This window comes from Paraburkholderia sp. FW306-02-B, from assembly GCF_058782725.1.
On sequence record NZ_JBYSXZ010000002.1, the window covers coordinates 1,621,968 to 1,639,035 of the forward strand.

Annotated in this window: 15 protein-coding genes and 1 pseudogene; 10 read left to right on the forward strand and 6 right to left on the reverse strand. The window is 61.7% G+C overall.

Annotation, left to right across the window (positions count from 1 at the left end; genetic code table 11):
• Positions 1 to 109: 109 nt before the first annotated feature.
• A complete protein-coding gene (locus AC3WOG_RS28420) occupies positions 110 to 1,255 on the reverse strand; it encodes a porin (protein WP_492581158.1) in 1,146 nt (381 codons plus the stop codon).
• Positions 1,256 to 1,747: 492 nt separating this feature from the next.
• Positions 1,748 to 2,662: a LysR substrate-binding domain-containing protein gene (locus tag AC3WOG_RS28425; RefSeq protein ID WP_492581159.1), complete on the reverse strand. Its 915-nt coding sequence runs from the start codon at positions 2,660 to 2,662 to the stop codon at positions 1,748 to 1,750.
• 121 nt (positions 2,663 to 2,783) lie between these two features.
• On the opposite strand from AC3WOG_RS28425, the gene AC3WOG_RS28430 reads away from it, so the two are divergent.
• From AC3WOG_RS28430 to AC3WOG_RS28470, 9 genes are all read left to right on the forward strand, one after another.
• On the forward strand, positions 2,784 to 3,671 hold the full coding sequence (locus AC3WOG_RS28430; RefSeq protein ID WP_492581160.1) for a HalD/BesD family halogenase: 888 nt from the start codon (positions 2,784 to 2,786) through the stop codon (positions 3,669 to 3,671).
• Positions 3,672 to 3,711: 40 nt separating this feature from the next.
• Complete coding sequence (locus AC3WOG_RS28435; RefSeq protein ID WP_492581161.1) at positions 3,712 to 4,935, forward strand: M24 family metallopeptidase; 1,224 nt, start codon at positions 3,712 to 3,714, stop codon at positions 4,933 to 4,935.
• A 91-nt stretch (positions 4,936 to 5,026) separates the two neighbouring features.
• Positions 5,027 to 6,064 (forward strand): ABC transporter substrate-binding protein, encoded by a 1,038-nt coding sequence (locus AC3WOG_RS28440; RefSeq protein ID WP_492581162.1) that lies wholly within the window; start codon positions 5,027 to 5,029, stop codon positions 6,062 to 6,064.
• A 103-nt stretch (positions 6,065 to 6,167) separates the two neighbouring features.
• Entirely contained in the window at positions 6,168 to 7,136 is a 969-nt protein-coding gene (locus tag AC3WOG_RS28445; RefSeq protein ID WP_492581163.1) for an ABC transporter permease, read from the forward strand.
• 12 nt (positions 7,137 to 7,148) lie between these two features.
• Positions 7,149 to 7,970 (forward strand): quaternary amine ABC transporter ATP-binding protein, encoded by an 822-nt coding sequence (locus tag AC3WOG_RS28450; protein WP_492581164.1) that lies wholly within the window; start codon positions 7,149 to 7,151, stop codon positions 7,968 to 7,970.
• 126 nt (positions 7,971 to 8,096) lie between these two features.
• Positions 8,097 to 8,810: a dienelactone hydrolase family protein gene (locus AC3WOG_RS28455; protein ID WP_492581165.1), complete on the forward strand. Its 714-nt coding sequence runs from the start codon at positions 8,097 to 8,099 to the stop codon at positions 8,808 to 8,810.
• A 468-nt stretch (positions 8,811 to 9,278) separates the two neighbouring features.
• Positions 9,279 to 9,833, forward strand: a complete 555-nt coding sequence (locus AC3WOG_RS28460; RefSeq protein ID WP_492582478.1) for an ATP phosphoribosyltransferase regulatory subunit — start codon at positions 9,279 to 9,281, stop codon at positions 9,831 to 9,833.
• A 134-nt stretch (positions 9,834 to 9,967) separates the two neighbouring features.
• Positions 9,968 to 11,041 carry a Dyp-type peroxidase gene (locus AC3WOG_RS28465; RefSeq protein ID WP_492581166.1) on the forward strand — a complete coding sequence of 358 codons (1,074 nt, stop codon included), beginning with the start codon at positions 9,968 to 9,970 and terminating at the stop codon, positions 11,039 to 11,041.
• Positions 11,034 to 11,834: a family 1 encapsulin nanocompartment shell protein gene (locus tag AC3WOG_RS28470; RefSeq protein WP_492581167.1), complete on the forward strand. Its 801-nt coding sequence runs from the start codon at positions 11,034 to 11,036 to the stop codon at positions 11,832 to 11,834. The genes AC3WOG_RS28465 and AC3WOG_RS28470 overlap by 8 nt, the downstream gene beginning before the upstream one ends.
• Positions 11,835 to 11,899: 65 nt before the next feature.
• Here the strand turns inward: AC3WOG_RS28470 and AC3WOG_RS28475 are convergent, their stop codons facing one another.
• The 3 genes from AC3WOG_RS28475 to AC3WOG_RS28485 all read right to left on the reverse strand — a co-directional run bounded on the left by AC3WOG_RS28475 (position 11,900) and on the right by AC3WOG_RS28485 (position 15,924).
• Complete coding sequence (locus AC3WOG_RS28475; RefSeq protein WP_492581168.1) at positions 11,900 to 12,502, reverse strand: phosphatase PAP2 family protein; 603 nt, start codon at positions 12,500 to 12,502, stop codon at positions 11,900 to 11,902.
• 192 nt (positions 12,503 to 12,694) lie between these two features.
• The gene (locus AC3WOG_RS28480; RefSeq protein ID WP_492581169.1) at positions 12,695 to 13,777 is read right to left on the reverse strand and encodes a TIGR03118 family protein; all 1,083 of its coding nucleotides are present in this window, start codon (positions 13,775 to 13,777) and stop codon (positions 12,695 to 12,697) included.
• 140 nt (positions 13,778 to 13,917) lie between these two features.
• Entirely contained in the window at positions 13,918 to 15,924 is a 2,007-nt protein-coding gene (locus tag AC3WOG_RS28485; RefSeq protein WP_492581170.1) for a bifunctional DedA family/phosphatase PAP2 family protein, read from the reverse strand.
• Between the two features lie 113 nt (positions 15,925 to 16,037).
• Here AC3WOG_RS28485 and AC3WOG_RS28490 point away from each other — a divergent pair.
• Positions 16,038 to 16,577: pseudogene (locus AC3WOG_RS28490) on the forward strand (MFS transporter); the annotation flags it as partial.
• 146 nt (positions 16,578 to 16,723) lie between these two features.
• On the opposite strand, the gene AC3WOG_RS28495 reads toward AC3WOG_RS28490, so the two are convergent.
• On the reverse strand, positions 16,724 to 17,005 hold the full coding sequence (locus tag AC3WOG_RS28495) for a hypothetical protein (protein WP_492581171.1): 282 nt from the start codon (positions 17,003 to 17,005) through the stop codon (positions 16,724 to 16,726).
• Positions 17,006 to 17,068 lie beyond the last annotated feature (63 nt).

Here is a 17,068-nt window from a genome sequence, read left to right on the forward strand (position 1 = left end):
GGGGACCGTACACGGCCTCAGCGGCCACCGAGCAGGACAAGCCGGCGTCAGGCATCCTGAGTTCGACGCGCGAGGCCGTCGAGATGGCCTCGCGCGACGGCGTGCGGCTTTAGAACTTGTGGCGCAGCGCGATGCGCGCAACCACCTGATTCGCTGTCGACGAAGGCGATTGCGTGCCCGGGATGAATGCATCATCGAGAATCGAGTTGGTCGAGCTACCGGTGACTTTCTGATACTCGCCCTGAACGTAGACGTCGGTTCGTTTGGACAGGTTGTAGTCCGCCATCAGACCGACGGAGTGGATCTTCGGCTTTACGCTGCCCGTGGAAGCATCATAAGTTTCCATCGAATAGACGTACTGCGCGCCGACGAAGAATGCGGGGGTGACCTGATACTTACCGTTCACTTCGAAGTTCTGGTATTTCAGCGTATTCAGCGTGACGCCGGTCGCGGCGAGCGGGATGCCGATATAGCCATTGCCGGTGGGGTTCTTGTAGTTCGAGTTGGTGTAGGCGAAGCCGACGGTGGCCGGACCGAACGTGTAGTTGATGCCGCCGCCGAACACGCGCATGCGGCCGGCGATAAAGCTGGCGTCGTTCGCGGTGATCGCACCGTTCGAACCCACGCCCGGATTGTTCGCCTGCAGGTAGGCTGCGGCGACCAGCAGGCCGCCGTTCGCATATTGAGCGCCGAAGCTGTACTGGCGGTTGTTGGCGAAGTTCGTGTCGTTGCTGAAGCTATAGGTGCCGCCGAACTGGAACCCTGCCATCTCCGGGCTTGCGTATTTGATGGTGTTGTCGACGCGGAACGAGTTGTCGGTGTTGTCGTTGTCGTACGGGTGCGCGAACAGATAACCGGCCCAGTTGCCGTTGGCCGTGGTTTGCGCGAGGTAGTCGACCACCGAGTCATACTGACGCCCGAGCGTGACCGTGCCGAATCGATCGCTGCTGATACCTGCATAAGCCTGACGGCCGAACATGCGCCCGCCCTGATTGAGCCGCCCCGAGTTCAGATCGAAGCCGTTTTCGAGCTGGAAGATGGCTTTCATTCCGCCGCCCAGGTCTTCGGCGCCTTTCAGGCCCCAGCGGCTGCCTTGCGCATAGCCGCTCGCGAGTTCAACGACGCTACCGTGCCCGACGTTGTTGGTGTAGTCGATGCCTTCGTCGATCACGCCGTACAGGGTCACGCTGCTTTGCGCGAACACCGGGGCGGCAACAGCGCCGAGTACGGCTAGGGCGATGACTTTCTTTTTCATAAGATCTCCAGAATTTATTGGCAATTGGCCGACGCATGATTTTCTGGCCAATACTTTTTGCAAAGCGAGGAATTCTGATGGCAGCAATCGGAAACGCCGATGGAGCGAGAAAAGGAAGAAGCACGCTCCTATGGAACGTTTGCTATCCGAATTATTTGTCAACCGGCAGGAGAAGTTCGAAGAAGGGAGGGCGGCCAAGCCAGGCGCGAAGTAAACCGGTGGTTTTTGAAGTACCGCTGCGGCGCGCGCAGCGCCGCCGGAAGAATGACTGCCTTGTCACAAGCGCGGAGTGCGCGAGAACACCGATTCCAGATGCTCCACTACCGTGACTGCGCGAGGGACCCGCTTAAGAACTAGCGGTTTGAAGCCGCTTTCTTTTGCCTACTTTTCTTTGCGGCAGGCAAAGAAAAGTAGGTGCCGCCCCGCACAGGGGCAACGCTAATAAACCAATAACAAAACAAGGAAAGGCCAACGCCGTAGGCGTACAACAACCTAAGCAGCAAGACCAACCGCAGAACTGCGCCTTTCCTCAACCATCGCCTCAATCAACGCAGCAAGATCATCCACTGCCGGATCGCGATTCACCGCCGACCGGTGCAGCTCGAGATCGGCCGGCGGCAAAGGCGGCAACCCTTCCTCGACACCCAGCACACGCCAGTTCTCCGGCAGCGTACAGCGATCGATGATAGTCACGGCCGCACCATGATTCACAGCAACCTTGATCCCAGTAGGACTCTGACTCGTATAGACCACCTGATACTGCCGCTGCAGCGCGGCCAGCGCTTCAAGCCCGCGCTGCCGATAACAACAAGTCTCCGGAAAAAGCGCGAGCGGCACCGACGCCTGCCGGTCCAGCACGAAGCTGCGATGCGCCGCCCACACCACCTCCTCACGTCCCAGATGCCTACCGCTGGTCTGCGAGCCATGCCGCACCACCAAAGCCAGATCCAGTTCCCCCGCCTGCAGCCGTTCGAGCAATTCGAGCGACATCCGGCAATGGATATGGGGCCGTGCGCCCGGCCGCAGTGCATAGAACTTCTTGAGCAACTCAGGCAGCCAGAGCTCGGCGTAGTCCTCCGGTAAGCCAAAACGGATCACGCCGTCACTGTTGCTCCGGTTCAGTGCGGCGATCGCTTCGTTCTGCACCTGAATAATGCGGCGGGCGTGAATCAGGAAATTCTCGCCGTCCCGCGATAAGGCAAGGCGCCGGCTATTGCGCAAGAACATATGCGTATCCAGCCGCTCCTCGAGCGTGCGAATCCGCAGGCTGACGGTCGACTGGGTACGGTGCAACTGCTTCGCCGCGGCGGTAAAGCCGCCGCTATCGACCACGGCGACGAAGGCGCGCACCAGTTCGGGGTCCAGAGAGCTGAGTTTCGACCAATCGGGTCCGCTGATGGCAGCCATCGGAATTACTCGCTTTCCAAAGAAATTTGACGATCAAAAGATGAGGGCACTAGACAGGTGATTGTTGTCGAAAAAAATTCGCGTCACAAATCAGTCCGAACCCTTAATCTGGAGCACTGCCGTGTCAGTCAGTCTTTCTCTTGCCGATGCCGAATGCAACGATCTGAGCGACATCGTCGATACCGGGCGCTATCCGCTGCACGATCCGGACCACCCGCGCATGCGCGAGCTGATTGCGACCTGCCGTGCTCACCTGGCGGGCAACGGCAGCGCGGTGCTGCACGGTTTCCTGCGGCCTGAAGCGCTTGCCAGGGCGCGCGCCGAGGGCGTGGCGCTGGCAGCCAAAACCTATTTTTCGACCCGTAAGGTCAACGCCTATTTCACCGCCGACGATCCGTCGCTGCCCACCGACGATCCGCGCCGCGTCTTTATGGACCGCACCAGCGGCTTTGTGACGCGCGATGTGATTCCGGCCGATGCGATTGTGCACCGCATCTACGTGGCGCAAGCGATGAAGCGTTTCGTCGCCGCGTGTCTCGGCGAGGCGCGCGTGTGGGAATACGCGGACCCGTATGCGGGACTGGTGCAGAACGTCATGCCGCCAGGCACCGAACAGCCCTGGCACTACGACACCAATGAATTCATCGTCTCGATGATGACCCAGCAGCCGGAGGCGGGCGGCGATTTCGAGTATTGCCCGAATATCCGCTCGCCCGAAGGCGAGAACTATGGCGACGTGGGCAGGGTGGTACGTGGCGAAACACGTGCGCCGATCAACGTCATCACTTTGCAACCCGGCGATCTGCAATTGTTCAAGGGGCGTTTTTCGCTGCACCGCGTCACGCAGGTGCAGGGCGGGATCGATCGTCATACCGCGATCTTCGCGTACTCGAAGACGTCCGGCGTGATCGGCCGGCTCGAACGCACCCGGCAGTTGTATGGACGCGTGTCCGAAATGCATCTGGAAGCCGAGCAGCGGCTCGTGCGTGCCGACAATCTGGTCGATTGAAGCTGTTTTCCCATAACCACCACGTCCCCTTCTAAACACGATGATTATTCGCCCGACTCACCGCCCGGAAGATTGTGAACCGACCGCTGAAGAAATCGCGCAGATTCAACGGGACCGGCTTGGCCGTGTACGCCGTGAACTGAAAAAGCGCGACCTCACCGCGGCGATCCTGTTCGACCCGACGCATATGCGCTATGCGACCGGCTCGCGCAACATGCAGGTGTATTCGATGCGCAATCCCGCGCGCTATCTGTTCGTGCCGGCTGAAGGAAAGGTCGTGCTGTTCGAATACGCGGGCTGCGATTTTCTTGCCGACGGGCTCGACACCGTCGACGAAGTGCGGCCGGCCACGGCGATTTCCTATTACTTCTGCGATGACATGCTGGGTCGCGTCACCGAACGCTGGGCCGATGAAATCGACGAACTGGTGAAGCAGAGCGGCGGTGGCAAGCGCATCGCGATCGAGAGCGCGACTTCGGCTGCGGCGTTTGCACTGCAGGCACGAGGCTATCAGATATCCGACGCGCAGGAGCCGCTCGAACGCGCACGTGCGATCAAGGTGCCCAACGAGATCAAGATGATCCGCTCGTCGCTGCGTGCCGCCGAAGAGGGCGTGCGCAAGCTGGAAGCGGCGCTCGTGCCCGGCATCAGCGAAAACGAACTGTGGTCGCATCTGCATAAGCACATCATCGAAACCGACGGCGATTACGTGGAAACGCGTCTGATCAGTTCGGGGCCGCGCACCAACCCGTGGTTTCAGGAGAGCAGTCCGCGCAAGATTCAGGCAGGTGAACTGGTCGGGCTCGATACCGACGTGGTGGGGCGGTTCGGCTATTACGCCGACTTCTCGCGCACCTTCCTGTGCGGCGACGGTCCGGCTACGGCGGCCCAGCAGAACCTGTACCGCCTGGCGTACGAACAGGTGCATTCGAATATGGAAAACGTGCGTGCCGGCACGACGTTCCAGGCGTTCATCGCCCGTGCCTGGAAGATTCCCGGGCCGTATCAGGCGCGCCGCTATTTCGCGCTTGCGCACGGCGTGGGCATGACCGGCGAATATCCGTACATCGTCCATCGCGAGGACAACGAAGCGAAGGGCTATGACGGCGTGATCGAGCCCGGCATGACGCTCTGCATCGAAAGCTATATCGGCGATGAAGACGGTGGTGAAGGCGTCAAGCTGGAAGAACAGGTGTACGTACGCGACGACGGCCAGGTTGAACTGCTGTCCGACTATCCGTTCGAGAAGCGCCTGCTTGCCTGAGTGTGCGAGGCGGCTGCCCCGGCATTCGCCCAGCACTCGGATTTTCCGCAATCGAACTCAACGCAATTCAACGCTCCAAGGGTAATCGACGATGCAACTCAGACAATTCCGGGCGGCCTTGTGCGCCGCCGCGCTGGCCCTCACGGGCGCGAGCGCGCATGCCGCGGACAGTTGGTGCGCGCAAGGCAAGACCGTGCATTTCGCGGGCATTACATGGGAAAGCGGCTCCTTCGCAACCGAGGTGCTGCGGCAGATTCTGGAAAAGGGCTACGGCTGCAAGACGGATGTCGTGCCCGGCAGTACGGCGGCCACCGAAACCGCGCTCGCACACAACGACGTGCAGGTGTGGGCCGAACAATGGACCGGGCGTAGCGAGATCACTGCGAAAGCCGTGGCCTCGGGCAGCGTCAAGCTGGTCGGCGACACCTTGCCGGGCGGCACGAAGGAAGGCTGGTTCGTGCCGGAATATGTGGTGAAGGGCGATCCGACGCGCGGTATCAAGCCGGTCGCGCCGGGCCTTGTTTCGGTTGCCGACCTGCCGAAGTACAAGAGCGTGTTCGCGGACGACGAGGAACCGGATAAGGGCCGCTTCCTCAACTGCCCGACGGGGTGGGATTGCGAGCGCGTCAACACGCGTCTGCTCAAAGTGCTGAAGCTCGACTCGGCCTACACCAATTTCCATCCGGGAACCGGGGCTGCGCTCGACGCGGCAATCGCATCCGCGTATCAGCGCGGCGCGCCGATCGTCTTCTATTACTGGGGACCGGCCGCATTGATGGCGAAGTACAAGTTCGTCGAGTTGAAGATGCCGGCCTATAACGACGCCTGCTGGAAGACCTTGCGTGACGAGAGCAGCACGTCGCAATGCGCATCGTCTTACATGGTTTCGCATGTCACGGTCGGTGTGTCCTCGCCGTTCTACGACGCGGACCCGCAACTCATGTCGATGCTCGGCAAGGTGAAGTTCCCAATGGACTTCCTCAACAGCACGATCCTCGAAATGAGCACGAAGAAACTCGACGGGAGCGCCATGGCCACGCAATTCTTGCGTGAGCATCCGGAGATGTGGAAACAATGGGTGCCGGCCGATGTGGCGTCGAAGGTGCAGGCGGGCCTGGCGGGCGCCTGATCGCCGGCGGCGTCATGAGCTTATGGCGTCGTCGCGCTTTGCGGTTCGGTGTTGGACAACGGATGTCCCACGTCTGCTGTCCACGTGCAGTGGAGGGTTGATCATGAATTCGTTTTTTCTGCATCTTTCGATTGCCGACTGGGTGAACGATGCCCTGCAGTCGTTCGTCGCCCGCCACGGCGACAGCTTCCACCAGTTCAGCATCGCGCTATTGCGCTACGTCCTGGTGCCGCTCGAAGGCGCGCTGCGCGCCATGCCGCCATGGCTGATTCTGCTGGCGGTCGGCGCGATGACGTGGAACGCGACGCGGCGTCTGGGCATTGCCGGCTTCTTTGTGCTGCTGCTCTACGCGATCGGCTGCTTCGGCCTGTGGGAAAAGCTGATGCAGACCCTTGCACTGATGCTGGTGGCAACCGTGCTGTCGGTCTCACTCGGCGTGCCGCTCGGCATTTTCACGTCGCGCAGCGCGTGGCTGCGGCGTATGTTGTTGCCGACACTCGACGTCATGCAGACGCTGCCGAGCTTCGTCTACCTGATTCCGGTGCTGATGCTGTTCGGTCTCGGCAAGGTACCCGCGATCCTCGCGACGATCATTTATGCGTTGCCGCCGCTGATTCGCCTGACCGATCTCGGCATCCGTCATGTGGACGGCGATGTGGTCGAGGCTGCCCGTGCATTCGGCACGACGCGCTGGCAATTGCTGGTGAACGTGCAGTTGCCGCTGGCGCGGCCCAGCATCATGGCCGGCATCAACCAGACGACGATGATGGCGCTTTCGATGGTGGTGATCGCATCGATGATCGGCTCGCGTGGGCTCGGTGAGGATGTGCTCGCCGGTATTCAGACGCTCGATGTGGGCAAGGGCACGCAGGCGGGCATCGCCATCGTGATACTGGCCATCGTGATCGACCGGATCAGCCAGGGGTACGGCCAGGATCGCCGCACGCGGCGCCTTTTCTCGCAACGCAGGAAAGCAAAAGCGGCTTCGCGCATTCCTTACCGCGTGAACAGCGCGCAGACGAACGAGACGCACGCTGGCGAAGGCGCCCTCGAAACCCGCACGGCGAAGTAACCGGAGAGCGATATGGCAGCGATAGAAGTCAGACATGTGTACAAGCTTTTCGGCCCGCAGACCGGGCATGCGCGGGTGCTCGATCTGCTGAGAGGCGGAAAGGGTAAAGCCGACATTCTTGCGCAGACCGGTTGCAATGTCGGTTTGAACGACGTGAGCCTGAATATCGGCGCAGGCGAAATTTTCGTCATCATGGGACTGTCGGGCTCGGGTAAGTCGACACTGGTGCGGCACTTCAACCGCCTGATCGAGCCGACTGCCGGCGAGATCGTGATCGACGGCTCGGACGTCATCAAGCTCAACGCGCAAGGTTTGCGCGAGTTGCGGCGCTTCAAGGTCAGCATGGTGTTCCAGAACTTCGGGCTGCTGCCGCATCAGACCGTGCTCGACAATACGGCTTACGCGCTGCGTGTGCGTGGCGAAAGTAAGGCGCAAGCTAATGAGAAGGCGCGTGTCTGGCTCGGCAAGGTGGGCTTGAACGGTTACGGCGAACACTACCCGGATGAGTTGTCCGGCGGCATGCGCCAACGTGTCGGCCTTGCCCGTGCGCTTGCCGCGGATACCGACGTGCTGCTGATGGACGAAGCGTTCTCCGCGCTCGATCCGCTGATTCGCACGGAAATGCAAGACCAGCTATTGCAGTTGCAGGCGACGCTGAACAAGACCATTGTGTTCATCACGCACGATCTCGACGAGGCGCTGCGGATCGGCAATCGCATCGCGATCCTGCGCGACGGCAAGTTGGTGCAGGAGGGATCGCCGGACGAAATTCTCACGCGTCCGGCGGATGACTATGTGAGGCGCTTTGTCGAGCGGCGCGCCGAGCGAACCTGAGAGTCCGCGAGTTTTCGCTGCTGCGGCGGTTGGTGAGAGCCGTCGCATGCTTTGCCAGTCTGCGTACCTGGGCGACTGGCGCTATGCTAGCGGTTCCGTCTAATCCGTCTAGTCGAGGACCGTCTCATGAAACACACATCGGGATCCATGATCACCTTTCGCCGCCCTGACGGCCAGGACATCCAGGGTTATCTGGCGAAGCCGCAGAAACTCGAAGGCGCGCCCGCCATCGTCGTGATTCAGGAGTGGTGGGGTTTGAACGACCAGATTCGCGGCGTGGCAGACCGTCTCGCGCAGTCCGGTTATCTGGCGTTGGTCCCCGATCTTTTCCGCGGAAAAACGACCGTGGAAGAGGAGGAGGCGCACCATCTGCTGGACGGGCTCGACTTCGGCGACGCCGCCAGCCAGGATATTCGCGGCGCCGTGCAGTACCTGAAGCAGCATTCGGAGCGGGTGGGTGTAACCGGCTATTGCATGGGCGGCGCGCTCACGCTGCTCGCGCTATGCAATATTCCGGAGGTGTCGGCCGGCGTGGTGTGGTACGGCTTCCCGCCGCTTGAGTACATCGACGCATCGAAAATCAAGGTGCCGGTGCTCGGTCACTGGGCCACACAAGACGCGTTCTTTCCCGCCGAAACGGTCGATGCGCTCGAAACCAGCTTGACCGGGGCGAATGTCGACGTGAAGTTCCACCGCTATCTTGCGCACCATGCGTTCGCCAACGAGACGGCGGTCGGGCCGGGCCGTATCGCCAGGACCCAGTTCGATCCCGTCTGGTCGCAGTTGGCGTGGGACCGTACGCTGACCTTTTGGGGCCGCGAACTGTGGCCGCAGCGTTAATGCGCTGACTGGCATAACGCCGTGGGCGCGGCCGTGAGTCGGCGCGCCGCCTTCCGATGGGCGCTAGCCGAAGAAGTCGGCCATCGTCGGGCTCGGGATGTCGACGCGCTGGATCTTGCGCAGGCGGGACATCGGCGCCAGCAAGATTCTTCGGCTTCACAAGCGGTGGACGAAGCCGCGGACCTTATGTCACTATCCAGAACATGGACGAGATAACAGTACCCCTTTTCTTTCATCATCACGGCTGCAAATACTTGCGCCGTGGTTCGTTACGTCCATAGCATCGTGTCAGGAATATTGCAGATTCCTGACACGTGAAAAAACGACCAAGGCGCCTGAGGCGCCTTTTTTTATTTCTGAACCAGAATGGAAAAATCATCATGACCATGGTCCGTGGAACCCGATTTGTCGTAGGCCAGGAAGCAGCCGACGTGCGCGCATTGGAGAATCGATTCCGGAGCTACCTTCATTGAAGCTGGCGCGGAGGAGGCGATCGTACCGGCGCTCTGGTCGCAAGACACATTTGTCGACAAGGCCGGTGGAAGCGAGGTGATCGAGCAAATGTGGGCCTTCCCGGATAAAAAAGGCAGGCAGTGTTGTCTCATTCCTGAGGCTACGGCGTTATTTCAGGAGCGAAGCAAGGTGCTCCTCGAACGGCGCGCCGAGCGTGCCTTGTTTTATGTGGCGCGTTGCTATCGATACGAACGCCCTCAAGCAGGGCGATATCGCGAGTTCACGCAGCTCGGCTTCGAGCTCCTTTGTTCCGATCCGGAGCGCGCCCTGGTGCGCAGTCAGGATATTGCGAGTGGATTTCTTGATGCGCTTGGTCTGCGCTACGAGATCGACCTTTGCGCCAGGCGGGGACTCAGCTATTACCTGAACGGTCAGGGCTTCGAGGTGCGTTGCAACGAGTTGGGGGCACAACAGCAGGTGGTCGGCGGCGGCGCCTATCGGGAGGGGGCCGGCTTCGGTATTGGCGCGGAGCGGTTGTTACTGGCGATGGCGGCGCAGGGTGTCGGGTAAGGCGCGAATCGTTGGCCTGGCAACGGATGGGGTGTGTCACCGGCTGATTTCATCTCGTATGCGCTTGGCGTTGCCACACGCTTCGGGTTATATATGCTGTTCCCCAGCAACAGCTACCTTGAAGCCATTGAGCGATGTCCGACACTCCCGTCCCAGTTGCAGTCCCCCCCGAACCGCAGGCCGTGTCCACGCAGGCCAAGCGGAGTGCGATCTTCATCGTCGCCACTGTCAATCCGGACGCGGAGAGCCGCGACACCGTGCGCGCGTGGTGCGCGGATATCGCGGCACTGGTGCGGGCGGTGGGCAAACGGAACCCTGACGGCGGCCTGTCTTGCGTATGCGGTTTCGGTTCCGACGCCTGGGATGCGCTGTTCGGTGCGCCGCGACCGGCCGGCCTGCACCCGTTCCGCGAGTTCGGCTCGGGCGAGCGCCTGGCAGTGTCGACACCGGGCGACATCTTGCTGCACATTCGTGCCGACCAGATGGATCTGTGCTTCGAGCTGGCCACTCATCTGATGGGCCGGCTCGGCACGGCGGTGACGGCAGTCGACGAAGTGCACGGTTTTCGTTATTTCGATCAACGCAGCATGGTTGGTTTCGTCGACGGAACCGAGAACCCGACCGGTAACGAAGCTGTCACGTTTACCGTGGTCGGCGAGGAGGACTCCGAATTCGCGGGAGGCAGCTATGTCATCGTGCAGAAGTATCTGCACGATATGACCGGCTGGAACGCGTTGCCGGTCGAAACGCAGGAGCGAATCATCGGCCGCACCAAACTCTCCGACATCGAACTCGACGGCGCAGTGAAGCCAAGCTCATCGCACAGTTCGCTTACCGTGCTCGAGGAAAACGGCGAGGAAGTCAAAATCCTGCGCGACAACATGCCGTTCGGGCGACCCGGCTCAGGCGAATTCGGCACGTATTTCATCGGCTATGCCCGTTTACCGGCGCCGATTGAACAGATGCTGGAGAACATGTTCGTCGGCCGGCCGCCAGGCAACTACGACCGGCTGCTCGATTTCAGCCGCGCGGTGACGGGCGGGCTGTTCTTCGTGCCATCCGAGCCGTTGCTCGAAGCGCTCGCGGATCGCAGCCCGGCTGCCTCCGGGAGTGCGGTCGAGTCTGCGGATTCCCCAACAGCTATCGAGCCGGTCGGCGATGGTTCGCTGAGCATCGGCTCTCTCAAAGGAGCGCCTCAGTATGAATAATCTGCATCGCGAGCTGGCCCCCATCTCCACCGCGGCCTGGTCGGAGATCGAGGAAGAAGTGGCGCGCACCTTCAAGCGCTCCGTGGCCGGTCGCCGCGTGGTCGATGTGAAAGGTCCCGGCGGCGCCAGTTTGAGCGCGGTCGGCACCGGTCACCAGTCGACCATCGCCGCACCGCAGGAAGGCGTGAGTGCACGCCAGCGCGAGGTGAGGGCGCTAGTCGAACTGCGTGTGCCGTTCGAGTTGCAGCGCGAGGCGATCGACGACGTGGAACGCGGTGCGAGCGATTCCGACTGGCAGCCAGCGAAGGATGCAGCACAACAATTGGCCTACGCCGAAGACCGCGCCATTTTCGACGGCTACAAGGCGGCGAACATCGTCGGTATTCGGCAAGGGTCGTCGAATCCCACGCTGAGCTTGCCGGCTGACGTTAGCGACTACCCCACCGTCATCGCCAAGGCGCTCGAGCAGTTGCGGCTGGCCGGCGTCGACGGTCCGTATTCGGTCCTGCTGGGCGCCGATGCGTACACCGCGGTGAGCGAGGCGAGCGATCAGGGCTACCCGGTGCTCGAACATATCAAGCGGCTGGTGAACGGCGAGATCATCTGGGCCCCGGCCCTCGACGGAGGCAGCGTGCTCTCCACCCGTGGCGGCGACTTCGACCTGCACATCGGGCAGGACCTGTGCATCGGGTATCTGAGCCACACCGACCAGGTGGTGCGCCTGTACCTGCAGGAAACGTTGACCTTCCTGCTGCTGACGAGCGAAGCATCCGTCGCGGTGCTGCCGGAGTAGCTACCCCGGCGAGGCGATGAAGGTTTCCGCGGAAATTGTGCGGAAACCTTCGGTCTACGCGATGCTCACGAGGACAGCCAGCCGCGATTGATCGGCCACGCGAGCAGCGTGCGGTACAACATGACCAACCCGCGCATCACCATGGTTCCGCCTAGCCGCCAAAGCGGCATGACAAGCAGGAACGCTATGCATGCGATGGCGACGGCGCCCACCATGTCGAGCGGGAAATGGACGCCGACAAACACGCGTGCCCACGCAACGGCGACGCCGGACAGCAGCATGAGCATGCCGTACCGTCGCAGGCCCCCCAACAGCAAGGTCAAGGCGACGCTCGCGAATATCGTCCCGTGGTCGCTTGGGAACGACGGGTCCGGCGCATGTTGCAAAAACGTATGGCCGATCCCGATCACAAACGGCCGGGGATGCGGCCAGACAAGGCCGATGATCTGATTGATGCCGAGGGCGAGCAAGGTTACGCTGCACACGCGAACTGCCGTGTCGCGCTGACGCTCGTCGCCGGATAGCCACATCGCTACCAGCGACAGCGGAATGAGATAGATCACGTAATCGGCGATAAACCGTGCTGCGTTAATTTGCCAAACCGGCGTCGACGCTGTGGCGTTGATCATCAGAAAGAGCGCTTGATTGAACGCTTCAAGTGTATTCATGCAGTGCGTTTTTTGAGAGACGTGTCAGGAATAGTGGACTGGGTGCCGAGGCGCAAACCAGCATAGGCGCGACGGCGAGCGCCGCTCCGGCCGCCGGAGCGCCGGCCGCCGGAACACTTGGGGCGCTCGCAGACCGATCTTAGTATGCGAACCTTAGGGAATGCTTAGATCGGTACGATCAGGAACCGACCCTCACATCTTCAGATCGATGCGTCCATAGACACCGTCCACCTCGTCATTAGGCCCCGCGGCAAAGAACAACGTGTTCATCGGCTGATTATCGAGTCCGTTGCCGAAAGCGATCCCCCATAGACCTCCCTGCACGAACGTAGTTCCATTCGACAGCTTGACGGTGCCGAGGGCCTGGCCGCTCGCCGGATCGAAAGCGTTGATCGTGCCGTCGCCGAAATTGCTGATCAGCACGTCGCCGCTGAACAGGCCGAAGTTGGCCGGTGCTTGTGCGACACCCCACGGCGCGTTCAGCGAACCAGCCGATGCGAAGTGCTGCATCAGATTCCCCGCCGTGTCGAACACGTCGACGAAGCCCAGACCCGGGCCGTCGAGATTGTCGTGCAACGCCGCGTTCTGTTTGGCGTAGGTCACATAGAGTTTCGATCCGATCGCCTGAATGCCGAACGGCGCGAAGCCTGCCGGCAGGGTGAGGTCCTGGAACTTGCCGGGCATCGCTACCTTCGCGAAGTTCCTGTCGAACACATCGATCTTGTTGTTGTGAAAATCGGTGGCATAGAGGAAGTTGGCCCCGCCGTTGCTCGCGAGCGCGAGCCCCTTGTAGACCGCACCGCCGCTTCCGTCATCGTACATGACGACAGCGGACGTCAGGTTGACCGTGGGCGACCATGCGGTGATCGTGCCGCCCTCGCCGTCGAAGATGAACACGCCGACCCCGGATTTGCCGCCCTGGCTGACCACGAAGTCCGTTGTGCCGTTGAACACGATGCCGGTCGGATTCGCCGGGCCGCTGCTGCCGTCCGGAATACTGACGACGAGCGATTGCGGCACGCCGTTGCCGTCGTAGAGTGTGGCGACCGAGGTTGCGTTGTCCGCGACCCACACGAAACCCTTCGGATTGAAGGCGATGCCCCAGGCGTTTTTCAGATTCGCGTCGGTGTGCGGTGCAGCGACGGCACCGTCAGAAACCAGCGTGGTCGCAGTGTACGATTGCACATTGACCGAGTCGGAACCACCGCACGCAACCAGACTCACCAGAGCAGCACCGCTCGCAACGATGCTCAATACGTTAAGCACAGATTTCATGGCCGCACTCCTCTCACCTGACCGTTGGTCATTGCGGTGACTAAACGTGCGGCGTTGCGGCTTTATTCCATCGTCGGAGAATTATTTCAGTCGGCTGTCGTGCATGCATTCAATGGTCCGATCAACAGCGGGAAATCCACTTATTCCTCGGACGACGCCAGGAGCGACACCGGCACGCCATGACAACTCACCGTTGCCACTACAGCGGCTCCGAAGCCTGCGCTCCCGTTGCCGTGAGCATCGAGTGCCGCAGCCTGCCTGTCGGCGCGCAGGATATTGATTGGCCACGACGGACGGAACAGCCGTTCATGCGCCAGCGCACCGACCCAGAGTGGAGTGAATGACGTGCCGTTTGCCACTGCGTAGCCACTTGGCCAGAAGCGCAGTACGTCGCGTTCGTCGCGCGTGCCACCGGGACGCGTGAAAACGAGCGACGAGGGCACACCGTTGTTCAGCTTCGGCAACACCGGCAGCGACACGGCCGCGACGTTGGGCGAAGCGAGAGAAAGCAGGCTGCGCGCCGACAGGTCCGTGCCTTCGACCCACCCCTGAGCGCGGAGTCGTCCCCTTATCGCCTCGCGGTTCGACACCCACTGCAGCGTGAGGGGTTCCTTGCGGTCGCCGCCCATATCGGAGCGATAGCACGGCAGACGCTTCCAGAGGGAAACGGTCCACTGCGATTGCGTGACCAATACGGGTGGCGGGGCGCGCGTACTATCCGGCGGCGCGGCGGGCGGGTTGACGCCAAGCTGCACGCCCACGGTCACCAGCACGACCAGCAGAATTACCACTGGCAGGAACCTGCGTGACGGTGGTGGTTCCGGATGCCGCCACATGGCTGTCAGCGCAACGATGGCGACCCAGACGTACGCCAGCGCCGCGCCGCCAATCGCATCGGAAACCCAGAACCTGCCGAAGTAAAGTCCCGCCAGCGCGACGACGACCACGACGACCGCACTCGCGGTTGCGACGAGCAAACCCTCCAGCATGCCGACTCGCCGCGCGAGCAGAAATGCCAGAAAGCCATAGACGATCACGGTAGCGGCGACGTGATTGCTCGGAAACACGTAGGCGGCGGATACGAGCGAATCCGGCGGCGCGCGATGCATCGCGAACTGTAGAGCGAAGATCAGCAACTGGGAAAATGCAACCGCTGCCAGCCAGTAGCCGATGGTGCGCCAGCGTCGTTCCCACAGCATCCACAGCGCGACCGTGACGACCAGTGTTGCCAGCGTGACGACGCTGCCCAGCGTGGCGAGACCCGCGAGGACGGTATCGCTCCAGGGAGTGCGCACCGATTGCAGGAAGTGATAGACGGATAGGTCGATGCGCACCAGCGGATCGCCGCTGATGACATCTTCGAGAACGACGAAGAAGAGCGCGCCGCAAAGCAGCACAACGAACGAGGTCGCCACAATACTGCCGGCGTCCGGCTGATCGGGATCCAGCATGCTCTGGGCGAGACGGCCGACTCGGCCCGGGTGCCGACTGGCCCAGTTCGCCAGATGGCGGCCCGCCGCGCTCGACCACGCATTGGCGTGCGACAGCAGAAAGCGCGCGGCTCGAAAGCTCAGCCATACGATGCCGACCAGCAGCGCGATGATGACGACGAGTCGGAACGACACCGCGCCGGCCAACAGCACCGATGCGCCGAACACCACGCCCGGCAGGATATGGGCGGGCGCCCAGAGCAGCGCCGACAGGACGTTCATGGCGTAGAAGCGCATCGGCGTCATGCCGAGCATCCCCGCAACCACCGGCACGATCGCCCGCAACGGTGCGACGAAGCGGGCGAACACGACACTCTTCGCACCATGCTTTTCGAAGAAGCGGTGGCCTGCATCGAGCACCTGCGGATGCTTACGGAAAGGCCACACCTGGACGATCCTGTCCTTGTAACGGCTGCCGAGCAAGAAGCTTATGCCGTCTCCCGCGACCGCGCCGGCTATCGCCGATACGAACACCCAGCCAAGGCTCAGCGATCCGGTGCCGACCAGTGCGCCGGCGAGGAACATTGCGGTGCTGCCAGGGATGAAGGTGCCGATTACGGCAATGGCCTCAAGGAACGCTGCAAGGAAAACGACCGTGAGCGTCCATGCCGGGTGACCGGCGAGCAGATGCAACAGTTGGACGTACGCGTGTTCCATCGTGCGCTATGAACCGGTCTGACGTAACGGTTGATGATAACGCGCACGATCGGATGGCACTATCGGCGCATGTCAGGGTCAGGCAATGGATCATTGCCCTAACATTGATTGGGTGGGCGGTGCTCATCGGCGCGGTTTTCACGCTCGCGCGGTTCAGCGAGGCATTCCTCGTCCTGCGCGCGATGCGGGGCGGCGTGCCGGTGGCCCTGGTGCCACTCGTCATGGTGGCGATGAATCTCGTGTATTCCGTATCGGCGTATCCGTTCGGAAAACTGGCCGATTCGATGCGCCACACCAGGCTGTTGGCGATTGAACTCGCGGTGCCGATTGCGTCGGATATCGTGCTGGCATACGGCAGTCACTGGCCGGTGGTAATACTCGGCGTCGCACCGTGGGGCTGACACATTGCACTCGCGCAAGGACTGCTCGCCACGATGGTTGCGCATACAGCGCCGGCCGACCTGAAAGGCACTGCGTTCGGGTTCTTCAACTTGATGAGCGGGCTAGCGATGCTCGTAGCCAGTGTCGTTGCAGGCGGACTGTCGGACCACTTTAGCGCCGCGGCGACTTTCTATGCAGACGCGGCATTTCGTGTGCTGATCCTGTGCGCACTGGCCATCGGCGCGAAGTGGCATCGAGGTCTCGCGCGATAGGCCGTTGCGCTACGGCTTACCCGCTCCTCCGGCCATCCGCGAAGTCGAAGCAGGAACGGCACGAACGCCATGCACGTGTATTTGCGTCGCGCGCTAACGAATTTCATCAATGATTGCTGTGCATGGCATTCGTGCGGAACCACGGATCAATCGTCGTCATCTTCATGACGATGGTGCTCCCAGCCGCGGTGCCTGCCGTTGTCGTGCCAGCGGCGTTCGTCGCGGTACTCGCCGCCATATCCATAACCACCATAGTAGACCGGCGCCGGTGCATAGACCACAGGCGGCTGATAGATGACTGGGGGCTCCTGGACATACACGGGTGCCGGCACCCCAAGGAACACGCCGACGTCCACGTGCGCCATGGCGGCACTGGATGCGCTCGCAGCGCAGAGGCCTGCTGCGAATAAAAGAATGGGACGTTTCATTGTGTTTCTCCTGACCCGTTCGCTTCAGGCGGGCGCCGAGCGGTGACGGACGAGCTGGATTGT

Excerpts from the sequence above, each read along its gene's own strand:
- AC3WOG_RS28450 (WP_492581164.1), top strand. The coding sequence starts at position 7,149 with ATGGCAGCGATAGAAGTCAGACATGTGTACAAGCTTTTCGGCCCGCAG.
- AC3WOG_RS28445 (WP_492581163.1), top strand. The coding sequence starts at position 6,168 with ATGAATTCGTTTTTTCTGCATCTTTCGATTGCCGACTGGGTGAACGAT.
- AC3WOG_RS28440 (WP_492581162.1), top strand. The coding sequence starts at position 5,027 with ATGCAACTCAGACAATTCCGGGCGGCCTTGTGCGCCGCCGCGCTGGCC.
- AC3WOG_RS28470 (WP_492581167.1), top strand. The coding sequence starts at position 11,034 with ATGAATAATCTGCATCGCGAGCTGGCCCCCATCTCCACCGCGGCCTGG.
- AC3WOG_RS28420 (WP_492581158.1), bottom strand. The coding sequence starts at position 1,255 with ATGAAAAAGAAAGTCATCGCCCTAGCCGTACTCGGCGCTGTTGCCGCC.
- AC3WOG_RS28435 (WP_492581161.1), top strand. The coding sequence starts at position 3,712 with ATGATTATTCGCCCGACTCACCGCCCGGAAGATTGTGAACCGACCGCT.
- AC3WOG_RS28480 (WP_492581169.1), bottom strand. The coding sequence starts at position 13,777 with ATGAAATCTGTGCTTAACGTATTGAGCATCGTTGCGAGCGGTGCTGCT.
- AC3WOG_RS28495 (WP_492581171.1), bottom strand. The coding sequence starts at position 17,005 with ATGAAACGTCCCATTCTTTTATTCGCAGCAGGCCTCTGCGCTGCGAGC.
- AC3WOG_RS28485 (WP_492581170.1), bottom strand. The coding sequence starts at position 15,924 with ATGGAACACGCGTACGTCCAACTGTTGCATCTGCTCGCCGGTCACCCG.
- AC3WOG_RS28465 (WP_492581166.1), top strand. The coding sequence starts at position 9,968 with ATGTCCGACACTCCCGTCCCAGTTGCAGTCCCCCCCGAACCGCAGGCC.
- AC3WOG_RS28475 (WP_492581168.1), bottom strand. The coding sequence starts at position 12,502 with ATGAATACACTTGAAGCGTTCAATCAAGCGCTCTTTCTGATGATCAAC.
- AC3WOG_RS28455 (WP_492581165.1), top strand. The coding sequence starts at position 8,097 with ATGAAACACACATCGGGATCCATGATCACCTTTCGCCGCCCTGACGGC.
- AC3WOG_RS28425 (WP_492581159.1), bottom strand. The coding sequence starts at position 2,662 with ATGGCTGCCATCAGCGGACCCGATTGGTCGAAACTCAGCTCTCTGGAC.